The following is a 22,558-nucleotide window of genomic DNA, read 5'->3' as shown; positions in this document are numbered from 1 at the left end:
TATTGATAAAAATATAAAAACTGCGATGTTTAAAGATTCGCAGTTTCATCAGTTAGCATGTAATCTAAGTTGTTCCAAGCAAGTAACTTGAAAGAGTCAAAATCGTCTGTTTCCAAAATGGTGACGCTAGCATTGGCCAAGCCTCCGTCCTTACGGAGCAAAGATGTTTCATAACCGAGCAGGCGACGAATACTGGCAGTTAGGTTAGCTCCATGTCCGACAATCAAGACATTTTGAAAATCTTTCCCTTTGAGAGACTTCACGAAGGCAATTGTCCGATTGGTGGTTTGAGCGACGGATTCTGCTTCAAATAGTTGGTGATCAAACTGGGATAGATCGTGGCGAAAAGCCCACATCTGCTGAGGATAAGTGGCTTCTACAGTAGCAATTTTGGCTCCTTCTAGTTGTCCAAGAGCCCACTCTCTTAGTTGAGGAGTTGGAACAATGTCGGTTTGATACTGGTTTTCACTTTGGATAATTTCTGCAGAACGGTAAGCGCGAGGCAAATCGCTAGAGTAGATTTTATCAAATTGAACGTTTGATAAATGCTTGCCCAAGCGCTTGAGCTCATCAATGGATGTCGCCAGCAGTGGAGAATCTCCGCTTGCCCCTTGGAAACGCATTTCTAGATTCCATTCGGTTTTTCCATGTCGGATAAAATACAATTTCATATCAAGATCCTTTTTCCTTTTGAAGCGAATAGCCTAGTCCTCTTTCAAGTCTGCGAACTGTGCTTGAACAAAGTCAGCCAAGTCCTGAGCCTTGATCTGGATGCTACGGCCGACCTCACCAGCAGAAACAATGATGCTTTCGCGACTCAGAGCCGTTTGGTCAATGAAAATGGGGAAGGAGTGCTTTTGGCGAATGCCGACAGGATTATTTGCACCATGGATATAACCAGTCGTTTTTTCTAAATCTTTCTGCGGAATCATGCTGACTTTTTTATTGCCTGAAATTTTTGCTAATTTCTTTTCCGACAGATGTTCGGTGATGGGGAGAATGCCAATGACTGTTCCTGTTTTATCCCCGTTTAAAGCCAGTGTTTTATAAATGAGTGAGCGGTCAAATTCCTCTGTCAGGCTATCATCCAAAGCATTAATCTGCAAGCCTTGGTGCTCGATTTTTGCCTTGTTTAAAATTTGCTCGACTAGTGTTTTTTTGAGTTTTGTCTTTTTAGCCATTATTTATATTTCTCTTCTAATTGGGACATCCAAATTCCTAGCCAGATACCTAATCCAAAGAAAAAGGCAGCAAGAACAAGTGTGAAAATGGATACTCCTGCATAACTAATGCTCTCACTGTTGCCGCTTTGAGGGAGAACAATGAGTAAGGTGCTGGACAATACAATGCCAATGATAAAATGGTAAACGCGGGAATGATAATGCTTCAAAATGTAGTCCATGGCTTTTGAAAAGAGAATCAGAGCCAGAGCGCCACCGATGCCGATTGGCAGGAAGGTGCCAAATAAATCTAGGCGTTTAAATCCTGTCAGCATAGGAGTATAGAGCCCTAAAATCAATAGCAGATTTGAAGGACTGAGTCCCGGAATCAAGATTCCTAAGGCGATAAGAGCACCTGCTAAAACAAAGGATAAGAAGTTAGCTGGCAGTGTTCCCACCATTCCATTTAGTGAATAGAGGAAGACGCCCGACAAGATGAAACTAAGCCAGAAGGTAACAGTGTCGGCTCGATCTCTGTCGGATTCCTTGACGGATTCTTTTATCAGGCTGGGAATGGTGCCGATGATGGCTCCAGCAAAGCCCCAGAGAACGATAACCTTGTAATTATCCAGCAAGAGATTGACTGGATAGGAGAAGGCTGCGATCCCTAAAACCATCCCAATAGCTACAGGAGTGAAGTAGAGAACATTCTCGATAAAATTTTCTTTGATATGGGCTAAAAAGCGAATCATTCGCTCATAAATCCCCAAAATCGCGGCTAATACACCGCCAGACACACCAGGTAGGATGAAGCCAAGCGCGATAATCATTCCTTTTAACATCCTAGCAATCCATGAAATCATAATATCTCCCTACAAGTCTTTTTCATTAGACTATTGTACCATAAAGCTACATACTTTTCTGAAAAAAGCAAGAAAAATATCTTGTACAGAAAAAAAAGATACAAGATTTCCTAACAATTATCTTGCATCTTTTTTATTTTGGTGTTGAAAATAATTTCTTGTAAGTCTCTTTTTTATCCTGTACGGGAGAGAGCTGATTGAGGTCTAAGTTATGTGGGAAACCTTCCAATTTACCTTCTGAGGTGTATTGATGTAGGTCATAGGGTTGTTCAGTATTTGGAGCAGCGTTATAGTAGCCGTCATTATAGCCATAAGTTGGAATCCAAACGGCAGTAAATTTCTCAGTTGAGATACTATGCTCTTCCATGAAATAGGTCCCAATGTAGATACCAATATTTTGAGCTCCAAGACTTTCAAGCTTGGCACGAAAGGCCTCAATTCCTGCGTTCATGTCGCCCATGGTCTTTTCTTCAACATCAAGCCAGTAAAAGGTAGGTTTATATTTCGAAGAGGCCTTGTAGAAGCTTTCAGCTTCTTTTTCCATTTCTTTGATATTGCCTGCCGCTATATAAGCATAGACAGCTACAGGAATCCCCCGTTTTTGAAACTCTTGGATATGGGTAGCAAATGATTTGTCAAGTCCATTTAAATGAGTGGCAACATTTTCTTTTTTTGCTTGAGCTCCACTATGCACGCGAATGATAGCTCCAGAAATATTTGTTGATAAGGTATCATAGTCTATTTCGCTGGGCAATTGCCAACCGGAAAGGTCAACGATAGGCTTATTAAGCAATTCTTCCTCAGGTTCGTCTGAAGGAGTTTCCTCCTTTTTTTTCTTGGTTGTCACCTGACTGACTTGAGTTTTTTTTGTTTGGGCTTGTTTAATTTGCACATCAAGATGGTGTTTGCTTATGACAATATATAGAATAAAGCAAGCAAAGAATAGCAAGAGTGCAAGCGGTTTAATCCTTTTTCTCATACTGTTTCATTGTAACGTAAAATAAATAGAAAAGCAAAGTATTTATCTATATTTCCAGCGAAATGCGAAAATGTAATCTGATTGCAATAGAAGATAAAACAATTTGAAATAATTGGATTTTTGAGGCGATAAATAAGTAAATATTTTTGGAAGCCATCCTAATGCTTTTTTTTCGAATCAAAAAGTGGTATAATGAAGTTTGAATTTTTAGAATAAATTGGTGAAATATGAAAATTGACAAAAAGCATTTATTGAATTACTCAATTTTGATTCCGTACATGCTGTTATCTGGCATTGGCTTGATTGTCGTTTATTCCACGACGAGCCCCATCCTCATTCAAAATGGGCTCAATAGTTTTCAAATGGTTGTCACTCAAGCGGCTTTTTGGCTCTTCAGTTTGGTGATGATTTGGATTATTTACCGCATGAAGCTGGATTTTTTGAAGAGGCCAGGAGTGATTACTTTTGTTATCGTAGTTGAAACGATTTTGCTTCTGCTCTCGCGCTTTATCACGGGAACCATCAACGGAGCACACGGTTGGCTAAAAATCGGCCCAGTTACTGCTCAGCCGGCAGAATATCTGAAGATTATTTTGGTCTGGTATTTGGCCCTACAGTTTTCTAAGAAACAAGAACAAATAGAAGTATATGATTATCAAGCAATCACCTTTAATCAGTTGATTCCGCGTGCTGTTACGGATTGGCGGGTTATTGTTGCTTTCTTGATAGGCCTGGTGGTTATCATGCCCGACTTAGGAAATGCGACCATTTTGCTCTTAACAGTTTTGATTGTAATTTCCACCAGCGGAGTTGCTTACAGATGGTTCTCGACCATGCTTGGTGCTGTTGTAGGAGGGTCGGCAGCAGTTTTAGCGAGTATTTGGTTGATAGGTGTCAAGCGTGTTGAGCAAGTTCCTGTTTTTGGGTATGTCGCAAAGCGTTTTAGTGCCTTTTTCAATCCATTTGACGATTTGTCTGGCTCAGGTCACCAGTTAGCCAACTCCTACTATGCTATGAGTAATGGTGGTTGGTTTGGCTTAGGCTTAGGAAATTCTATCGAAAAACGAGGTTACCTACCAGAGGCTCATACAGACTTTGTTTTCTCGATTGTTATTGAGGAAGTCGGATTCTTTGGAGCTACTTTAATTTTAGCTTTGCTCTTTTTCTTGATTTTACGGATTATTCTCGTAGGTACAAGGGCTAAAGATCCATTTAATTCTATGATGGCTTTGGGAATTGGCGGTATGATTCTGATGCAAACCTTTGTCAATATTGGTGGTATTTCGGGCTTGATCCCTTCAACCGGTGTAACCTTCCCGTTCTTATCTCAGGGGGGAAACAGTTTATTGGTTCTATCAGTTGCCATTGCCTTTGTTTTAAATATTGATGCTAATGAGCGACGAAACGCCATGTATCAGGAACTAGAAGTAAGTCAATCCTAAAAGATCTTCTTGTATGTTAGCTCTTCAACAATAGAAAGGTGTAAATAATGTCATTTACAAAATTAGAAAATTATAGCAATAAAGAAATGATTCGAGAAGAAGTTTCTATTTTAACGGACTTGTTGGTAGATATTACCCGGGATATTCTCAGTCCTGACACTTTTGCTAAAATCTCCATGATTGAAGAACTAGCAGTTCAATCTAAATACCAAGAGCTGAAAGCAGTGGTAGAAGAATTATCTACGGATGATATGGTCTATATCTCACGCTATTTTGCTATTTTACCTCTACTCATCAATATTTCTGAAGATGTTGACTTGGCTTATGAGATCAATCATCAAAATAATATCGACCAAGATTACCTTGGTAAGCTTTCGACGACGATTGATTTGGTTTCAACACGAGAAAATGCACAAGAAATACTGGAAAATCTAAATGTTGTTCCCGTTTTGACTGCTCATCCGACTCAGGTTCAGCGCAAGACCATGTTGGATTTGACTAATCATATTCACACACTGTTGCGCCAGCATCGTGATGTTAAAGCTGGTCTGGTGAACGAAAAGAAATGGTTAGCCAATCTCCGTCGCTATATCGAGCTGATGATGCAGACTGATATGATTCGGGAAAAGAAACTTAAAGTTACCAATGAAATCACTAACGTTATGGAATACTATAACAGTTCTTTTCTTCAGGCAATCACGAACCTGATGCTAGAGTATAAACGCTTAGCAGAAGAAAAAGGAATCCATTTGGAAAATCCTAAGCCGATCACCATGGGAATGTGGATTGGTGGTGACCGGGATGGAAATCCATTTGTAACCGCTGAAACTCTGAAATTGTCTGCAACGGTACAGAGCGAAGTTATTCTGAATTATTACATTGATAAGGTTTACACGCTCTATCGTAACTTCTCCCTGTCTACTAATCTTTCAAAAACAAGTGAAGCTGTAGCCAAGATGGCAGCTTTGTCAAGCGACAAGTCTGTTTATCGGGAAAATGAGCCTTATCGCCGTGCCTTTCATTATATTCAGTCCAAGTTGATTCAGACCTTACTTTATCTGAAAGAAGGTAATTTCTCTGGTGAAGGACATCGTTTGGCTGATAAAGCTGAAGCCGTCCTGCATGCAAATTCAGCTACTTCAGTTAGCCATAATGGTAGAGAAATCATTCCAAATTATATCCAGTCTAAACTTAGTGGTAGTTTAGATGAATTACGAAAAGAACAACTTCCATCTTATAAAGATGCACAAGAGTTTAAGGAAGATCTCCTTGTTATTCGTGATTCTTTGCTGGAGCACAATGGACAAGCTCTGGTGACCGGAGACCTTACTGAATTGCTACAAGCAGTTGACATTTTTGGTTTCTTCTTGGCCAGCATTGACATGCGTCAGGATTCTAGTGTCCATGAGGCTTGTGTGGCGGAGCTCTTGGCTTCTGCTAATATTGTGGAGGATTACAGCAGCTTGTCAGAGGAAGAAAAATGCCAAGTCCTTCTCAAGCAGCTTCTGGAGGATCCACGGGTCCTGTCAGCCACTCATGCACCTAAATCTGAACTTCTACAAAAGGAATTAGAGATTTTCAAGACGGCTCGTCAGCTTAAGGATGCGATTGGCGAAGATGTTATCAAGCAAAATATTATTTCCCATTCAACTAGTGTATCAGATCTGCTAGAGTTGGCGATTATGCTCAAGGAAGTCGGCTTGATCGATGAAGAAGGTGCGCGTGTGCAGATTGTTCCTCTGTTTGAAACGATTGAGGACCTAGATAATTCCTGCGATACTATGGAGAAATATCTATCTCTGCCAATTGCTCAAAAATGGATTGCTTCTAAAAACAATTATCAAGAAATCATGCTGGGCTACTCAGACAGTAACAAGGATGGTGGCTATTTATCATCATGCTGGACACTCTACAAGGCTCAGCAACAGCTGACAGCTATTGGTGATAAGTTTGGCGTCAAGATTACCTTCTTCCATGGTCGTGGAGGAACTGTCGGTCGTGGCGGTGGCCCAACCTATGAGGCAATCACTTCACAACCATTGCGGAGTATCAATGATCGTATCCGCCTGACAGAGCAGGGTGAGGTCATCGGCAATAAATACGGTAATAAGGATGCTGCTTACTACAATCTGGAAATGCTCGTATCGGCGGCTATTAACCGTATGATAAGCTATAAGAAGAGTGATAGTAATACGACCAATGAATACGAGAGAGTGATGGATCGAGTGGTTGATCGAAGCTACCAAATCTATCGTGATCTAGTCTTTGGCGACGAACGTTTCTACGACTATTTCTTTGAGTCTAGTCCTATTAAGGCCATTTCTAGCTTTAATATCGGTTCTCGTCCAGCGGCCCGTAAAACGATCACTGAGATCGGCGGCCTGAGAGCCATTCCTTGGGTCTTCTCATGGTCTCAAAGTCGGGTTATGTTCCCTGGTTGGTATGGCGTTGGCTCTAGCTTCAAAGAATTTATCGATGAAGATCCTGAAAAGAATCTGGCCTTCCTTCAATTTATGTATCAGAGATGGCCATTCTTCCAGTCCCTCTTGTCAAATGTCGATATGGTGCTGTCCAAGTCCAATATGAATATTGCCTTTGAATATGCGCAACTTTGTGAAGACCAAAATGTACGCGATATTTTCAATACAATCCTAGATGAATGGCAGCTGACCAAGGATGTTATCTTGGCGATTGAAGGCCATGACGAGCTCTTAGCAGAAAATGCCTATCTCAAGGATAGCTTGAACTATCGGATGCCTTATTTCAATGTTTTGAACTATATTCAGCTTGAGCTGATCAAGCGTCAGCGCCGAGGAGAACTTTCACCAGAACAAGAACGTTTGATCCACATTACCATCAATGGAATTGCGACAGGACTACGAAATTCTGGTTGATGTATAAGCAGTTTTAAATGATATAAAAGAATCGGCTTTTGAGCCGATTTTTTATTGAGTTTAAACTATTTTGAGTCAATAATTCATTTCCTGCGATTCGTGTAAATAAAAAATGAAAAAGTTTTCATATCTGTGCGCTAAAATACTTGAAAGTGTTTACAATTAGTGATACAATGATAAGTGTAGAAAAATGAAAACGATATTTTCAACAAAAGAAAGGAAACTATATGAACACAGACGACACAGTAACCATTTATGATGTCGCCCGTGAAGCGGGAGTTTCAATGGCGACAGTCAGCCGAGTTGTAAATGGTAACAAGAATGTAAAAGAAAATACACGAAAAAAAGTACTAGAAGTAATTGAACGTCTTGACTATCGTCCTAATGCAGTTGCCCGTGGTTTGGCCAGCAAAAAGACGACCACAGTTGGTGTTGTAATTCCTAATATCACGAATAGTTACTTCTCTACTTTAGCCAAAGGGATTGATGATATTGCCGAAATGTATAAGTACAATATCGTCCTGGCAAACAGCGATGAAGATGATGACAAGGAAGTTTCGGTTGTTAATACCCTTTTCTCTAAGCAAGTAGATGGTATTATTTTTATGGGCTACCATCTGACAGAGAAAATCCGCTCAGAATTTTCACGTTCACGGACACCAGTGGTTCTAGCAGGCACGGTGGATGTAGAGCATCAGTTACCAAGTGTCAATATTGATTATAAACAGGCAACCGTTGATGCTGTGGAACTATTGGCTAAACGCAACAAGAAAATTGCTTTTGTCAGCGGTCCTTTGGTAGATGATATCAATGGTAAAATCCGTTTGTCTGGCTACAAAGAAGCTCTGAAGGGCAAGAAAATTTCGTACAGCGAAGGCTTAGTCTTCGAGTCTAAGTATAGCTACGATGATGGTTATCATCTAGCTGAACGTCTGATTGCTTCAAAGGCTACGGCGGCCTTTGTGACCGGAGATGAGTTGGCAGCAGGTTTGCTTAATGGTTTGGCTGATCGAGGTGTTCGTATTCCTGAAGACTTTGAAATCATTACTAGCGATGATTCGCAAATTGCTCGCTTTACTCGCCCTAATCTGTCTACTATCGGACAACCTCTGTATGACATCGGTGCGATTAGTATGCGGATGCTGACGAAGATTATGCATAAAGAAGAGTTGGAAGAGCGCGAGGTTCTCCTAGCTCATACGATCAATGAACGTAAATCAACTCGTAAATAATAAAATTGATACGGAATGGGACAGAATTAAATTTTGAAAGAATTTAATTCTGTCCCGTTTTTTATTTTAGTTAAACACAGTCGCCGAATATAAAAGTCTCTGAGTTTCTTCTTTACAGAAATTTAGGTATAATAGAAGTAGGAATGCTGAAATTAGTTCTTGTTCTACTTACTTGACTGACGAAGGTTAAGAAGAAATAGGCTAGTTAGAGCTTGGGATAGATTTTCAGTAAAACGAAAAAAATAAAGAAGTGGAAACGCATTTTTCTTATCTTCTTTTTACTAGTAGGCATCATTTATCGTAGCTGTATCAAGGAGAATTTTGTGATTACGCAACTAGATACCAAGACTGTTTATAGCTTTATGGATAGTTTAGTCTCTATCAAAAAATATGTTCAACGGGCCAAGGGCCTGGGCTACAAAAGTCTAGGCATGATGGATGTGGACAATCTTTATGGGGCTTATCATTTTCTAGAGGAGGCAAAAGCGGCAGGACTTCAGCCCTTGCTGGGTCTGGAAATGGAAATTTATAAAGATGGAAATCCTCTCAATCTGAGACTGTTAGCCATAGATAGTCAGGGTTATCGCAATTTGATGAAGATTTCGACTCTAAAAATGATGAATCGTCAAAATTGGGAAGATTTTCAACATCTTTTTAAAGGTTTGGCTCTGATTGTGCCAATCTTTGAGGGCGTGGATCAACTAGATCTTGGTTTAGACTTTTATGTTGGGGTCTTTCCAGATACGCCTAGGCAGGAATTGACTAGGTCAGTCCTGCCCTTACATACGGTTCGTTATTTTGAGCAGGGAGACTTGGAAACCTTGCAGATGTTGAGGGCGATTCGGGATAATATCAGCTTGCGAGAGGTCGGCCATCTGTCAAACCATGAATTTTTATTAGCGCCAGCCTCTTTAGAAGAAGCTTTCGCTGAAAACTTTCCAGAGAGTTTGACTAACTTGGAGAAATTGATAGCTGATGTTCACTATGAAATCAACACCGAGTTGAAACTTCCGCGCTTCAATCCTGAGCGTCCTGCTGTGGAGGAGCTGCGGGAGTTAGCTGAGGCAGGATTAGCCAAGCGGGGGCTTGCAGGTGAAGTCTATCAAGCAAGGCTGGATCAGGAGCTGGATGTTATTCATCAGATGGGTTTTGATGACTATTTTCTCATCGTCTGGGATTTGCTGCGCTTTGGCCGCAGTCAAGGTTATTACATGGGGATGGGACGTGGATCTGCAGTTGGCAGTTTGGTGGCCTATGCTTTGGAGATTACAGGCATTGACCCAGTAGAAAAGAACCTGCTGTTTGAACGTTTCCTAAATCTAGAGCGCTATACCATGCCCGATATTGATATTGATATTCCCGATGTGTATCGGTCAGAGTTTATCCGCTATGTCCGAGATCGTTATGGTAGCATGCATGCGGCTCAAATTGTGACCTATTCAACCTTTGGAGCCAAGCAGGCCATCCGAGATGTCTTTAAGCGCTTTGGTTTGCCAGAGTACGAGCTGACCAATATGACCAAAAAAATCGGTTTTCGAGATAATTTAACCACTGCTTATGAGCGAAATATAGCCTTTCGTCAGATTATCAATAGCAAACTAGAATACCAGAAGGCTTTTGAAATTGCTAAGAAAATCGAAGGCAATCCACGTCAGACCTCAATCCATGCGGCTGGTGTCGTCATGAGTGACGATGATTTGACCAATCAAATTCCCTTAAAATACGGGGAGGACATGTATCTCACCCAGTACGATGCCCACGGTGTCGAAAGCAATGGACTGCTTAAGATGGACTTTCTGGGCCTGCGCAATTTAACCTTTGTCCAGCGGATGAAAGAAGCGGCTCTGGACAAATACGGAGTTGATATTGATATTGCTGGTATTGACTTGGAGGACGAGGAAACTCTGCGCCTCTTTGCAGCGGGTAATACCAAGGGTATTTTCCAGTTTGAACAAGCGGGTGCCATCAGTCTTTTGAAAAGAGTCCAACCCGTCCAGTTTGAAGAAGTAGTGGCTACCACCTCTCTCAATCGTCCTGGAGCTAGTGACTATATTGATAACTTTGTCAAGCGCAAGCATGGTCGCGAGCGCGTGGAGATGATTGATCCGAGCTTGGAGGATATCTTGGCTCCAACCTATGGCATCATGCTTTACCAAGAGCAGGTCATGCAGGTAGCCCAGCGCTTTGGTGGTTTTAGTCTGGGGAAGGCCGATATTTTACGACGAGCGATGGGCAAGAAAAATGCTGCTGAAATGCATAAAATGGAGGAAGAATTTGTCAGGGGAGCTGTCAAATTGGGGCACTCAGAGACTAAAGCCAAGGAAGTCTTTGCGGTCATGGAGAAATTTGCTGGTTATGGCTTCAACCGCAGTCATGCCTATGCTTACTCGGCTCTAGCTTTTCAGTTGGCATATTTCAAGGCTCATTATCCAGACATCTTCTTTGATGTTATGCTCAATTACTCGAGTTCGGATTATATCACGGATGCACTTGGATTTGGCTTTGAGCTAGCTCCCTTGACCATCCATAACATCCCCTATAAAGATAAGTTTCAGGAGCGAAAAATCTATCTTGGCCTGAAAAATATCAAGGGCTTGCCAAGAGATTTTGCTTTCTGGATCATAGAAGAGCGTCAAAAAAATCCCTTCAGCAGTGTGGAAGATTTCATTTTACGCCTGCCGCAGAGTTATCATAAATTGCCACTTTTAAGTCCTTTGGTGCAATTAGGGCTCTTTGATGTTTTTGAGCCCAATCGCCAGAAGATTTTGCACAATCTACCGAATCTTTTTGTCTTTGCAGATGAGTTGGGGAGTTTATTTGCTGATACTAGCTATTCATGGACGGATGCTGAGGATTTTACTGCTGCAGAAAAGTTTGAGCAGGAGCAAGCCCTGATTGGGATTGGCCTTAGTGATCATCCGCTCATTAGCCTAGCTAAGAAAGCCCATCATCCTTTTGTCTGGATTGAAGAGTTGGCCGATAATAGTAAGGCGACCATTCTAGTTGAAGTCCAGTCTATCAAAGTTATTCGCACAAAAAATGGTGAAAACATGGCCTTTATGCAAGTGACAGATACGAAGAAAAAGTTGGATGTCACCTTATTTCCGGAGGTTTACCGCCGCTTTGCTCAACTAATCCAAGAAAAAGGCTATTACTATCTGACTGGAAAAATTCAGGAGAGGGATGGCCGACTACAGATGGTTCTAGCAGAGGTGGAAAAAGCAAGCTCAGAACGCTTTTGGATCCAATTAGCTGATACTAGTCACGACAGGCAGATTGCGGAGATCCTGCAGCGATACCCTGGGGATATTCCCGTGGTGCTACGCTATGAGAATGACAAGAAAACGGTTCCTGCAACAGGCTTTCAAGTTCAAAAATCAGACCAACTTCAAGCTGAACTAGAAAATTACAGCATGAAAACGGTTTTTCGGTAAAAAATCAGGAAAATAAGAGAATTTTTATTCTGATTGTGGTATAATCTATAAGAATGTTAAAAAGATAAAGGAGCACATTACGAAATGAAACGTATTGCTGTTTTGACCAGTGGTGGAGATGCCCCTGGTATGAATGCTGCTATTCGTGCAGTTGTTCGTAAAGCAATTTCCGAAGGAATGGAAGTTTATGGGATTTATGGCGGCTACGCTGGAATGGTTGCTGGTGATATTTATCCACTTGATGCGACTTCAGTTGGAGACATTATTTCTCGTGGAGGAACTTTCCTTCATTCAGCGCGCTACCCTGAGTTTGCAAAACTTGAAGGGCAATTAAAGGGAATCGAACAACTGAAGAAACACGGTATTGAAGGTGTAGTTGTTATCGGTGGAGACGGTTCTTACCATGGTGCGATGCGCTTAACAGAGCATGGCTTCCCAGCTGTTGGTGTACCTGGAACTATTGACAATGACATTGTCGGAACAGATTTCACTATCGGTTTTGATACTGCTGTTACAACTGCAATGGATGCGATCGACAAGATCCGTGATACATCATCCAGTCACCGTCGTACTTTCGTTGTTGAAGTAATGGGACGTAACGCTGGAGATATCGCACTTTGGGCAGGTATTGCTACAGGTGCAGATGAAATTATCATTCCTGAAGAAGGCTTCAAGATTGAAGATATCGTTGCCAGCATCAAACGTGGCTATGAAAAAGGTAAGAAGCATAATATCATTGTTCTTGCTGAAGGAGTTATGTCAGCAGATGAGTTTGGTAAAAAGCTGAAAGAAGCTGGTGATACTAGCGATCTCCGTGTGACTGAACTTGGTCACATCCAACGTGGTGGTTCACCAACTGCTCGCGACCGTGTATTGGCTTCTCGTATGGGAGCGCATGCCGTTAAACTACTTAAAGAGGGTATCGGTGGTGTTGCCGTAGGTATCCGTAATGAAGAAATGGTGGAAAGCCCAATCTTGGGAACTGCTGAAGAAGGCGCACTCTTTAGCCTGACTGCAGATGGCAAAATCGTTGTCAACAATCCACACAAAGCTGATATCAGCTTAGCAGAGCTCAATCGCAGCATTAATATTTAATTGGTCAATCAGGGGTGAAATCCCCAAATAGTAGAAGGAGTTTCTTAATATCATGAACAAACGCGTAAAAATCGTTGCAACTTTAGGTCCTGCGGTAGAAATCCGTGGCGGTAAAAAATTCGGTGAAGACGGATACTGGGGCGAAAAACTGGACGTTGAAGCTTCAGCTGAAAATATTGCAAAATTGATTGAAGCAGGAGCAAACACTTTCCGTTTCAACTTCTCACACGGTGACCACCAAGAACAAGGTGAGCGTATGGCAACTGTTAAACGTGCGGAAGAAATCGCTGGTAAAAAAGTTGGTTTCCTTCTTGACACTAAAGGTCCAGAAATCCGTACAGAACTGTTCGAAGGTGACGCAAAAGAGTACTCATACAAAACTGGTGAAAAGATCCGCGTTGCGACAAAACAAGGAATCAAATCAACTCGCGATGTGATTGCTTTGAACGTTGCTGGTGGACTTGATATCTACGATGATGTTGAAGTAGGTCGCCAAGTATTGGTTGACGATGGTAAACTTGGTCTTCGCGTTGTAGAAAAAGACGATGCAAGCCGTGAATTTGTAGTTGAAGTTGAAAATGACGGTGTTATCGCTAAACAAAAAGGTGTAAACATCCCTAACACTAAAATTCCTTTCCCAGCTCTTGCTGAGCGCGATAACGATGATATCCGTTTCGGTCTTGAACAAGGTATCAACTTCATCGCGATTTCATTTGTACGTACTGCAAAAGACGTCAACGAAGTTCGTGCAATCTGTGAAGAAACTGGTAACGGACATGTTCAATTGTTCGCTAAAATCGAAAACCAACAAGGTATCGACAACTTGGATGAAATCATCGAAGCTGCTGACGGTATCATGATTGCTCGTGGTGACATGGGTATCGAAGTACCATTCGAAATGGTTCCAGTTTACCAAAAAATGATCATTACTAAAGTCAATGCAGCTGGTAAAGTTGTTATCACAGCAACAAACATGCTTGAAACAATGACTGAAAAACCACGTGCAACTCGTTCAGAAGTATCAGACGTATTTAACGCTGTTATCGATGGAACTGACGCTACAATGCTTTCAGGTGAGTCTGCAAACGGTAAATATCCACTTGAGTCAGTAACTACAATGGCTACAATCGATAAGAACGCTCAAACTCTTCTTAACGAATACGGACGTTTGAACTCAGATACTTTCGAACGTAACTCTAAGACAGAAGTTATGGCTTCAGCCGTTAAAGATGCTACTAACTCAATGAATATCAAACTGGTTGTTACTTTGACTAAGACTGGTCACACTGCTCGTTTGATCTCTAAATACCGTCCAAATGCTGATATCTTGGCATTGACATTCGATGAATTGACAGAACGTGGCTTGATGTTGAACTGGGGTGTTATCCCAATGTTGACTGAAGCTCCATCATCAACTGATGATATGTTCGAAATCGCTGAACGTAAAGCAGTTGAAGCAGGTCTTGTTGAGTCTGGTGACGATATTGTTATCGTTGCAGGTGTACCACTTGGCGAAGCTGTTCGTACAAACACAATGCGAATCCGTACAGTACGCTAATTTATTTCATAGTATGCAAAAACCGATAGATCCATTCTATCGGTTTATTTTTGGTTCTAGAATTTTTAATTGATTTCGTAAATATGAAAACTTCAAAATAAGAATATTAATATTTTGCATATCAAAAAAGAGAAGATCCTTATTATCCTCTCCAGATTTTTGACTTTTCAATCGACCACAGTTAATAAGGAGGCAAAGAACCAATAGTGTAAAGATGATAATTATGGATTATCGTTATATTATTGGTTAATAATGGATACTCTATATCACTTTCTCTTTTCTAGATTCTAATACCCAACCGATAATCCAGCAGCAGACGAGTAGGTAATTTTCAATCCAGCCCAGTAGGTTGGCTTGATTCGCTTTTTCCAGATAGCCTAGTAGATGGTTGGTGCCAAAGCCCAGTCCACCCAGAATCAGTGCTAGCAAAGTTATACGCAGATAGAACCAATCATACTTTATGTTGGTGGCAATGACTAAAGGCAGAATAGCCAGATTCCAGAAACCAATTTCCCGCTGCCAATAGGGAGCTAGGCCGTAGATGGACTCATTTCCCAAGAGTTGGGGCTGGAAAATCTGGATTATAGACGCGCCCAGCATAGCTAAGATCAGTAAAATGAAAGTCACTCGTAAAAATTTATTCATACCTGTCTCCTTTCTTCTTTATAGATTATATTATTTTTGAAAATAATTTTCAAGTTTTCATTTTTTACAAAAGAAATCTCTAGTAAAATATTTTACAAGCAAGTCCTATCTTTTTAGGTGCTTTTGTGGTATACTAGATTAGTTGCAGAAATACAGTTTTTCTATTCAGTGGGAACTAGCGACCGAGTCGGCGCTTTTTTAGTGCCTGGACTTGAGAGACCATATTTATGAAGAGAAGAGCGAATACTCTCAGAAAATCGAGATTTAGCAAGCGACAAGTGCTTGGTATGTTTCGATAGTTGAGTATCAAAAGCCTTATAAGGTGGCTTCGCACCGCCTTTAGAAAGAAGAAAAACATTGAAATTTAATGAATTACATTTATCTGCTGAATTGCTAGCAGAGATTGAAAAAGCTGGTTTTGTAGAAGCAAGCCCTATTCAAGAGCAGACCATTCCGCTTGCTATGGCAGGTAAGGATGTCATTGGTCAGGCCCAGACTGGGACAGGAAAGACAGCAGCCTTTGGCTTCCCAACTCTGGAGAAAATTGATACAGATAATCCTGCTGTGCAGGCTTTGGTTATTGCTCCAACCCGTGAATTGGCTGTTCAGAGTCAGGAAGAGCTGTTCCGTTTTGGCCGCAGCAAGGGTGTCAAGGTGCGTTCTGTCTACGGTGGCTCTAGCATTGAAAAGCAAATCAAGGCCCTCAAGTCTGGTGCTCATATCGTCGTAGGAACACCTGGTCGTCTCTTGGACTTGATCAAACGCAAGGCGCTTAAGCTGAATCAGATTGAAACCTTAATCTTGGACGAAGCGGATGAAATGCTTAACATGGGCTTTTTGGAAGATATTGAGTCTATCATTTCCCGTGTGCCAGAAGAGCGTCAGACCTTGCTCTTTTCAGCGACCATGCCGGATGCTATCAAGCGCATCGGTGTTAAGTTCATGAAGGAGCCTGAGCATGTCAAGATTGCTGCTAAAGAGCTGACGACAGAGTTGGTAGATCAGTATTATATCCGTGTCAAAGAAAATGAAAAATTTGATACCATGACCCGCCTGATGGACGTGGAGCAGCCTGAGCTGTCTATCGTCTTTGGCCGGACCAAGCGCCGGGTGGATGAGCTGACTCGTGGTCTGAAAATCCGCGGTTTCCGAGCAGAGGGTATCCATGGTGATTTGGACCAAGGCAAGCGCCTCCGCGTTCTACGCGACTTTAAAAACGGCAATCTGGATGTCTTGGTGGCGACAGATGTGGCCGCGCGTGGATTGGACATTTCTGGTGTGACCCATGTCTACAACTATGATATTCCTCAGGATCCAGAAAGTTATGTTCACCGGATTGGTAGAACTGGTCGTGCTGGTAAGTCAGGTCAGTCTATTACTTTCGTAGCGCCAAATGAAATGGGCTATTTGCAGATTATCGAAAATCTGACTAAGAAGCGCATGAAAGGCCTCAAGCCTGCGACTGCAGAAGAAGCTTTCCAAGCTAAGAAAAAAGTTGCTCTTAAGAAGATTGAACGCGATTTTGCGGATGAAAGCATCCGTTCTAACTTTGAGAAATTTAGCAAGGATGCCCGCAAGCTGGCAGCAGAATTCAGCCCAGAAGAGCTGGCTATGTATATCCTCAGCTTGACGGTGCAGGATCCGGATACCCTTCCTGAAGTAGAAATCGCCCGTGAAAAACCATTGCCATTTAAAGCATCTGGTGGCGGTTTTGGTGGAAAAGGTAAGAGTGGTCGTGGCAACGGCCGTCGAGGCGACCAAGGCCGTGATCGCCGTGGCGGACGTGAAGACCGAGAGGGTGGTCGCCGTGACTTTAAACGCAAGTCAAACAAGAACAGTCGCGACTTCGAAAGCAGAGGAAATAAACGTCCACAACGCACTTCCAGCGAAAAGAAAACCGGCTTTGTTATCCGTAATAAAGGCGATAAATAAACAAAAAATCCGATGTCAGCTGACATCGGATTTTTCTATTGAAAATAATTTGAATATCTTTCAAGATTTGTTTGAAAATAGCACAATGAAAACGCATAAACAAACAATAATCTATTTTTTTGAAAAAAAGTATACATTTTTTTGTTTATATGAAAAAATTGTAGTATAATGATATAAGCAAAGGTGCATGGACATTAAAGTGATTTGAGGTGTCCAAGAAACCTAAGAATCAAAGGGGAAACTTTGATGAGACGTCTCTAGACATCAACAACAAGGAGGATTGTACATGAAGGAAAGTCGTCATAAAGTGATCTTACAAGAGCTGGACCAGACGGGAGTTGTGTCTGTAAAGAACCTGAAGGAATTGCTGAATGTAACAGATATGACCATTCGGAGAGATTTGATTGATCTTGAGAAGCAAGGACTTTTGATTCGGGTGCATGGTGGGGCTCATAAAAAGGTGAAAGATAGCTTGAATGAAGCTTCGCATTCTGAAAAAACGATGTTAAATATCGAAGAAAAGAAGCTGATTGCTAAGAAATGTGCTGATTTGATTGCTGAAGGAGACACGGTTTTTATAGGATCAGGTACTACAACGGATTTTATAGGTGATTATTTAGAAGGGAAAAATATCAGTATTGTAACCAATTCTCTCCCTATTTTCGAAAAATTGAAGGATTACCCTAATTTTGATTTGATTTTGATCGGAGGACGCTATCGGGTCAAGACCCAGACTTTTGTAGGGCAGTTTGCTAATAAACTTCTACGAGAAATCAAGGTATCAAAGGCCTTTATTGGAGTGAACGGCATTGATGGCCACAATGTGACGACTGCCAATGAAGAAGAGGGTAATGGAAATGCCATTATTCTCAACAATGCAATTGAAAAATACATTGTTGCAGATAATAGCAAATTTGATAGCTATTCTTTCTATAGTTTTTACCGTTTGGACAATATTGACGCGATTGTAACGGATGACCATATCTCTCCGAAAGTGAGAGCAAAATATAGTTCTTACACCAAGGTTCTCTGATTTGTTCGCGTTGTCATGAATATTAATTTGAGATTCTGAAAGCTGCGAATTTCGTAGCTTTTATTTCTTATTGCAGATGAATAATTGTATTTTACAGTGAACGAAAAGTTCTTGTATATCAACTTAGACTTGCTAAGGATATTTTCATGACTCGTGTTATTCCTTAACAATTCAGAATGACGAAATGTTCTATCTTCATATGAACATTAAAATTTTAAGTTATTAGACAAATAAACAAAAAATAACAAAACAAACTATTGACAGCGCTATCACATAATGATATAATTAATTAAACGAACAAAAAGAAACAAAAGGAGAGGTGATAAAATGGCGCTTGCCCAATTATTTGATGAAAATCTAGTGTTTTGTTTACATGCAGAAAATCAAGAAGATCTTTTTCATCAAGTAGCTGATTTGTTAGAAGAAAGAGAAATTGTAACTTCTTCTTATCGAAACGCTTTACTTGAAAGAGAAAAGGCGTTTCCAACTGGATTGGATATGGAATTTTTAGGCAAGGACTTGCCGAATGTTGCCATACCTCATACGGATATTGCGCATAATTTGACTGAAAACGTGGTAGTTGTTAAGCTAGATCAGCCTGTAACCTTCCACAATATGATTTCTCCTACGCAAACCGTTGAAGTGTCTCTCTTGTTCTTTATTATCAACAACTCTAGCTCAAGCCAGACCAATATCTTAGCACAGTTAATGGATTTCTTCACTAGCGAAGGAAATCTAGCTGGTTTAGCTTCTTTGAACTCAAAAGAAGAGTTGTTCCAATATATTTCAAAAGTTATTAAATAAATAAATCGGAGGATTTTATTATGATTAAAATTTTAGCAGCCTGCGGAGCAGGGGTAAACTCAAGTCACCAAATCAAGAGTGCTCTTGAGGAAGAGTTGTCAAACCGCGGTTATGATGTACATTGTGATGCCGTGATGGTTAAGGATGTCAATGAAGATCTAATGCAAGGCTATGATATCTTCACGCCAATCGCTGCAACAGATCTTGGTTTTGAACCAGGAATCCCAGTTATCGAAGCTGGACCAATCTTGTTCCGTATTCCTGCAATGAGCGCTCCAGTGTTTGACAATATTGAAGCAGCAATTAAAGAGCACGGACTAAGTTAATTTATTCTTTATCTTGTTAACATTCATATAACAAAAAAGGGAGGAATTATTATGGATGTCATTATTGACCTAGCCAATAAGATTTTTAAACCCATCTTAGATATGGGTGGTCCTATCATCATGCTGATCATCTTGACAGTATTGGCTTTACTTTTTGGAGTAAAATTCTCCAAAGCGCTTGAAGGTGGTATCAAACTTGCCATCGCTCTTACTGGTATCGGTGCCATCATCGGTATGCTTAACGGAGCTTTCTCAGCTTCACTTGCTAAATTCGTTGAAAACACTGGTATTCAGTTGAACATCACTGACGTTGGTTGGGCACCGCTTGCAACTATCACTTGGGGTTCTCCATGGACCTTGTACTTCTTGCTCATCATGCTCATTGTCAATGTTGTGATGTTAGCTATAAAGAAAACAGATACATTGGATGTGGATATCTTTGATATTTGGCACTTGTCAATCACTGGCTTGCTCATCAAATGGTATGCAGATAAGAGCCATGTAAGTCCTGCCGTATCACTTTTGATTGCAACTTTAGCAGTTGTCTTGGTTGGTGTCTTGAAGATTATCAACTCTGACTTGATGAAACCAACTTTTGATGATTTGTTGAATGCGCCAAGTTCATCACCAATGACTTCAACTCACATGAACTACATGATGAACCCTGTTATCATGGTTTTGGATAAGATTTTTGACAAGTTCTTTCCTGGGTTGGATAAATATGACTTCGATGCTGCCGCTTTGAATAAGAAAATCGGTTTCTGGGGATCTAAATTCTTCATCGGTTTCCTTCTCGGTGTAGTTATCGGTATCATGGGAACTCCGCACCCAGTAGCAGGTGTAGAAGATGGCAACACATGGCAATTGGTTATTAAAGGATGGTTGTCTCTCGGTTTGACTGCCGGTGTCTGCTTGGAGCTCTTCTCACTTATCGGATCATGGTTTATCGCAGCCGTGGAACCACTTTCACAAGGTATTACAAACGTAGCAACAAAACGTCTTCAAGGACGTAAATTCAACATCGGTCTTGACTGGCCATTTATCGCTGGTCGTGCAGAAATCTGGGCCTGCGCTAACGTACTTGCCCCAATCATGTTGATTGAAGCAGTTCTGCTTTCTAATGTAGGGAATGGTATCTTGCCATTGGCTGGTATCATCGCAATGGGTGTGACACCTGCCCTTCTGGTTGTTACTCGTGGTAAATTGCTTCGTATGATTGTCTTTGGAACACTCTTGTTACCACTCTTCCTTCTTTCAGGTACCCTGATTGCACCGTTTGCAACAGAACTTGCTAAAGGCGTAGGTGCCTTCCCTGAAGGAGTTAGCCAGTCTCAATTGATCACTCACTCAACACTTGAAGGACCAATCGAAAAACTCTTGGGCTGGACTATTGGTAATACTACTACAGGTGATATTAAAGCTATCATTGGTGCTATTGTCTTCCTTGGTGCTTATATTGGAATCTTTGCTTGGTACAGAAAGCAAATGATCAAACGGAATGCAGAATATGCAGCAAAAGCAAAATAATATCCGTTAACTATTGTTAAATATTGTAAGACTAGGGAAGCTAGATTGTCCATTTCCAAATGGGAATGTTGATAATCTAGCTTTTCCTATGTGATGAATACTAAGCAGAGAGAAGTCAGAAGCCTGCCTTTTTCTCTGAAGTAGAGAGGAGATTTGGATGGTGATCGCGCTAGCAAATGATGAATTGACAGTGCAGTTTGAGAAATTGGGAGGAGCGCTTTCTTCAATCAAGGATAAGGATGGTGTAGAATACCTCTGGCAGGGTGATGCGACCTATTGGAGTGGTCAAGCTCCAGTTCTTTTCCCCATTTGCGGGAGTTTGCGTAATGACACTGCTCACTATGCATTAAAAGATGGCCAAGAAGCGAGTGGAGTCATTCCTCGGCATGGTCTCGTTCGCAAGAAAGAATTTGAATTGGTTGAACAAACGGATACGAGTGTGACTTTTGCTATTGAGGACACAGAGGAAATGTTTCAGAACTATCCCTATCATTTTCGCTTATCAATTCGCTATAGCTTGACTGGTAAGAAGCTTCGTACCCAGTATATCGTAGAAAATCGTGGAGATAGTGGCGCCATGCCGTACTTTATCGGAGGTCATCCCGGCTTTAACTGTCCATTATTTGATGATGAAAAGTATGAAGATTACTATTTGGAGTTTGAAGAGGAAGAAACTTGCAGCGTTCCTCTCTCCTATTCTGAAACTGGAATGTTGAACTTTCTGGAACGCACAAGTTTCCTAGACCATCAAAAAGAACTAAATTTGAGCTATGCTATCTTTGCTAAAGATGCAGTGACTCTTGATGAGCTAAAATCGCGGACTGTTACTCTTCGTTCTCGGAATCATGATAAAGGGTTACGTTTAGATTTTCAAGAATTTCCAAATCTAATTATCTGGTCAACTATTAACAAAGGACCATTTATAGCCTTGGAACCTTGGTCAGGTTTGTCGACCTCGTTAGAAGAGGGAGATTATTTAGAAAGCAAGAAAAACGTCCGTCTACTCCCAGCAGGAGAAAAAGAAGAAATTGGATTTGATATTACTATTTTTTAAAGAAAAATTTTAAAAATGTTTAAAAACAAACATATAATGTTGACAGCGAACACGAAATGTTGTATTATAAACTTGTGAATCAAATAACGTTTAATGTTTTAAAACATTTTAGTTCATTATATAGAAAATTAAAGGAGGACTTAATATGTCTATTATCATTGGTGCAGATGCTGCAGGTTTGAGATTGAAAGAAGTTGTGAAAGACTTCTTGGAAAAAGAAAACTTCCACGTAGTGGATGTTACGGCTGAAGGTCAAGACTTTGTTGATGTGACTCTTGCTGTTGCTGCAGAAGTAAACAAAGAAGAACAAAACCTTGGTATCGTGATTGATGCCTATGGTGCTGGTCCGTTCATGGTCGCAACTAAGATTAAAGGAATGGTTGCTGCAGAAGTTTCAGACGAACGTTCAGCTTATATGACTCGTGGCCACAACAACTCACGTATGATTACTATGGGTGCAGAAGTCGTTGGTGACGAATTGGCTAAAAACATTGCTAAAGGTTTTGTTAATGGTAAATACGACGGTGGTCGTCACCAGATTCGTGTCGACATGTTGAACAAAATGTGTTAATTAGATTAC

Annotated in this window: 18 protein-coding genes; 13 read left to right on the top strand and 5 right to left on the bottom strand. The window is 41.0% G+C overall.

The window, feature by feature from the left end; all coding sequences use genetic code 11:
* Window positions 1-29: 29 nt before the first annotated feature.
* The 4 genes from D8797_RS04045 to D8797_RS04030 all read right to left on the bottom strand — a co-directional run bounded on the left by D8797_RS04045 (window position 30) and on the right by D8797_RS04030 (window position 3,002).
* Entirely contained in the window at window positions 30-671 is a 642-nt protein-coding gene (locus D8797_RS04045) for a histidine phosphatase family protein (RefSeq protein ID WP_125379359.1), read from the bottom strand.
* 33 nt (window positions 672-704) lie between these two features.
* Window positions 705-1,181 carry an aminoacyl-tRNA deacylase gene (locus tag D8797_RS04040; RefSeq protein WP_125379358.1) on the bottom strand — a complete coding sequence of 159 codons (477 nt, stop codon included), beginning with the start codon at window positions 1,179-1,181 and terminating at the stop codon, window positions 705-707.
* Window positions 1,181-2,023 (bottom strand): DUF368 domain-containing protein, encoded by an 843-nt coding sequence (locus tag D8797_RS04035; RefSeq protein WP_125379357.1) that lies wholly within the window; start codon window positions 2,021-2,023, stop codon window positions 1,181-1,183. The genes D8797_RS04040 and D8797_RS04035 overlap by 1 nt, the downstream gene beginning before the upstream one ends.
* Before the next feature lie 133 nt (window positions 2,024-2,156).
* A complete protein-coding gene (locus D8797_RS04030; RefSeq protein WP_125370646.1) occupies window positions 2,157-3,002 on the bottom strand; it encodes a glycoside hydrolase family 25 protein in 846 nt (281 codons plus the stop codon).
* Window positions 3,003-3,229: 227 nt separating this feature from the next.
* On the opposite strand from D8797_RS04030, the gene ftsW reads away from it, so the two are divergent.
* The 6 genes from ftsW (at window position 3,230) to pyk (ending at window position 14,657) form a co-directional block, all read left to right on the top strand.
* On the top strand, window positions 3,230-4,444 hold the full coding sequence (ftsW, locus tag D8797_RS04025; protein WP_125379356.1) for a cell division peptidoglycan polymerase FtsW: 1,215 nt from the start codon (window positions 3,230-3,232) through the stop codon (window positions 4,442-4,444).
* A gap of 47 nt (window positions 4,445-4,491) precedes the next feature.
* Window positions 4,492-7,338, top strand: a complete 2,847-nt coding sequence (gene ppc / locus D8797_RS04020; protein WP_125379355.1) for a phosphoenolpyruvate carboxylase — start codon at window positions 4,492-4,494, stop codon at window positions 7,336-7,338.
* Between the two features lie 227 nt (window positions 7,339-7,565).
* On the top strand, window positions 7,566-8,570 hold the full coding sequence (ccpA, locus tag D8797_RS04015) for a catabolite control protein A (RefSeq protein ID WP_005590686.1): 1,005 nt from the start codon (window positions 7,566-7,568) through the stop codon (window positions 8,568-8,570).
* Between the two features lie 323 nt (window positions 8,571-8,893).
* Window positions 8,894-12,004 (top strand): DNA polymerase III subunit alpha, encoded by a 3,111-nt coding sequence (locus tag D8797_RS04010; protein ID WP_125379354.1) that lies wholly within the window; start codon window positions 8,894-8,896, stop codon window positions 12,002-12,004.
* Window positions 12,005-12,088: 84 nt separating this feature from the next.
* Complete coding sequence (pfkA, locus tag D8797_RS04005) at window positions 12,089-13,099, top strand: 6-phosphofructokinase (protein ID WP_125379353.1); 1,011 nt, start codon at window positions 12,089-12,091, stop codon at window positions 13,097-13,099.
* A gap of 52 nt (window positions 13,100-13,151) precedes the next feature.
* Window positions 13,152-14,657 (top strand): pyruvate kinase, encoded by a 1,506-nt coding sequence (gene pyk, locus D8797_RS04000; protein ID WP_125379352.1) that lies wholly within the window; start codon window positions 13,152-13,154, stop codon window positions 14,655-14,657.
* A gap of 261 nt (window positions 14,658-14,918) precedes the next feature.
* Here pyk and D8797_RS03995 read toward each other — a convergent pair whose 3' ends face one another.
* Window positions 14,919-15,302: a hypothetical protein gene (locus D8797_RS03995; protein ID WP_125379351.1), complete on the bottom strand. Its 384-nt coding sequence runs from the start codon at window positions 15,300-15,302 to the stop codon at window positions 14,919-14,921.
* A 357-nt stretch (window positions 15,303-15,659) separates the two neighbouring features.
* Between D8797_RS03995 and cshA the strand changes: the two genes are divergently transcribed.
* The 7 genes from cshA to lacA all read left to right on the top strand — a co-directional run bounded on the left by cshA (window position 15,660) and on the right by lacA (window position 22,549).
* Window positions 15,660-17,234: a degradosome RNA helicase CshA gene (cshA, locus tag D8797_RS03980; RefSeq protein WP_125379350.1), complete on the top strand. Its 1,575-nt coding sequence runs from the start codon at window positions 15,660-15,662 to the stop codon at window positions 17,232-17,234.
* A gap of 286 nt (window positions 17,235-17,520) precedes the next feature.
* Complete coding sequence (locus D8797_RS03975) at window positions 17,521-18,267, top strand: DeoR/GlpR family DNA-binding transcription regulator (RefSeq protein WP_005590674.1); 747 nt, start codon at window positions 17,521-17,523, stop codon at window positions 18,265-18,267.
* A 327-nt stretch (window positions 18,268-18,594) separates the two neighbouring features.
* Window positions 18,595-19,071 (top strand): PTS sugar transporter subunit IIA, encoded by a 477-nt coding sequence (locus D8797_RS03970; protein ID WP_125379349.1) that lies wholly within the window; start codon window positions 18,595-18,597, stop codon window positions 19,069-19,071.
* Window positions 19,072-19,091: 20 nt separating this feature from the next.
* On the top strand, window positions 19,092-19,397 hold the full coding sequence (locus D8797_RS03965) for a PTS sugar transporter subunit IIB (protein ID WP_005590672.1): 306 nt from the start codon (window positions 19,092-19,094) through the stop codon (window positions 19,395-19,397).
* Window positions 19,398-19,448: 51 nt separating this feature from the next.
* Complete coding sequence (locus D8797_RS03960; RefSeq protein WP_125370638.1) at window positions 19,449-20,924, top strand: PTS galactitol transporter subunit IIC; 1,476 nt, start codon at window positions 19,449-19,451, stop codon at window positions 20,922-20,924.
* Between the two features lie 157 nt (window positions 20,925-21,081).
* Window positions 21,082-21,978, top strand: coding sequence for an aldose 1-epimerase family protein (locus D8797_RS03955; RefSeq protein WP_125379348.1), 897 nt, complete (start codon window positions 21,082-21,084; stop codon window positions 21,976-21,978).
* 145 nt (window positions 21,979-22,123) lie between these two features.
* On the top strand, window positions 22,124-22,549 hold the full coding sequence (gene lacA, locus D8797_RS03950) for a galactose-6-phosphate isomerase subunit LacA (protein WP_125379347.1): 426 nt from the start codon (window positions 22,124-22,126) through the stop codon (window positions 22,547-22,549).
* The last annotated feature ends 9 nt before the right edge of the window (window positions 22,550-22,558 follow it).

Origin of the sequence: Streptococcus cristatus, from assembly GCF_003944225.1 — a bacterium.
Taxonomy (GTDB): Bacteria; Bacillota; Bacilli; order Lactobacillales; family Streptococcaceae; genus Streptococcus; species Streptococcus cristatus_K.
The sequence above is the reverse complement of the archived record's forward strand: the minus strand, read 5'-3'. Positions and strand labels throughout refer to the sequence as shown.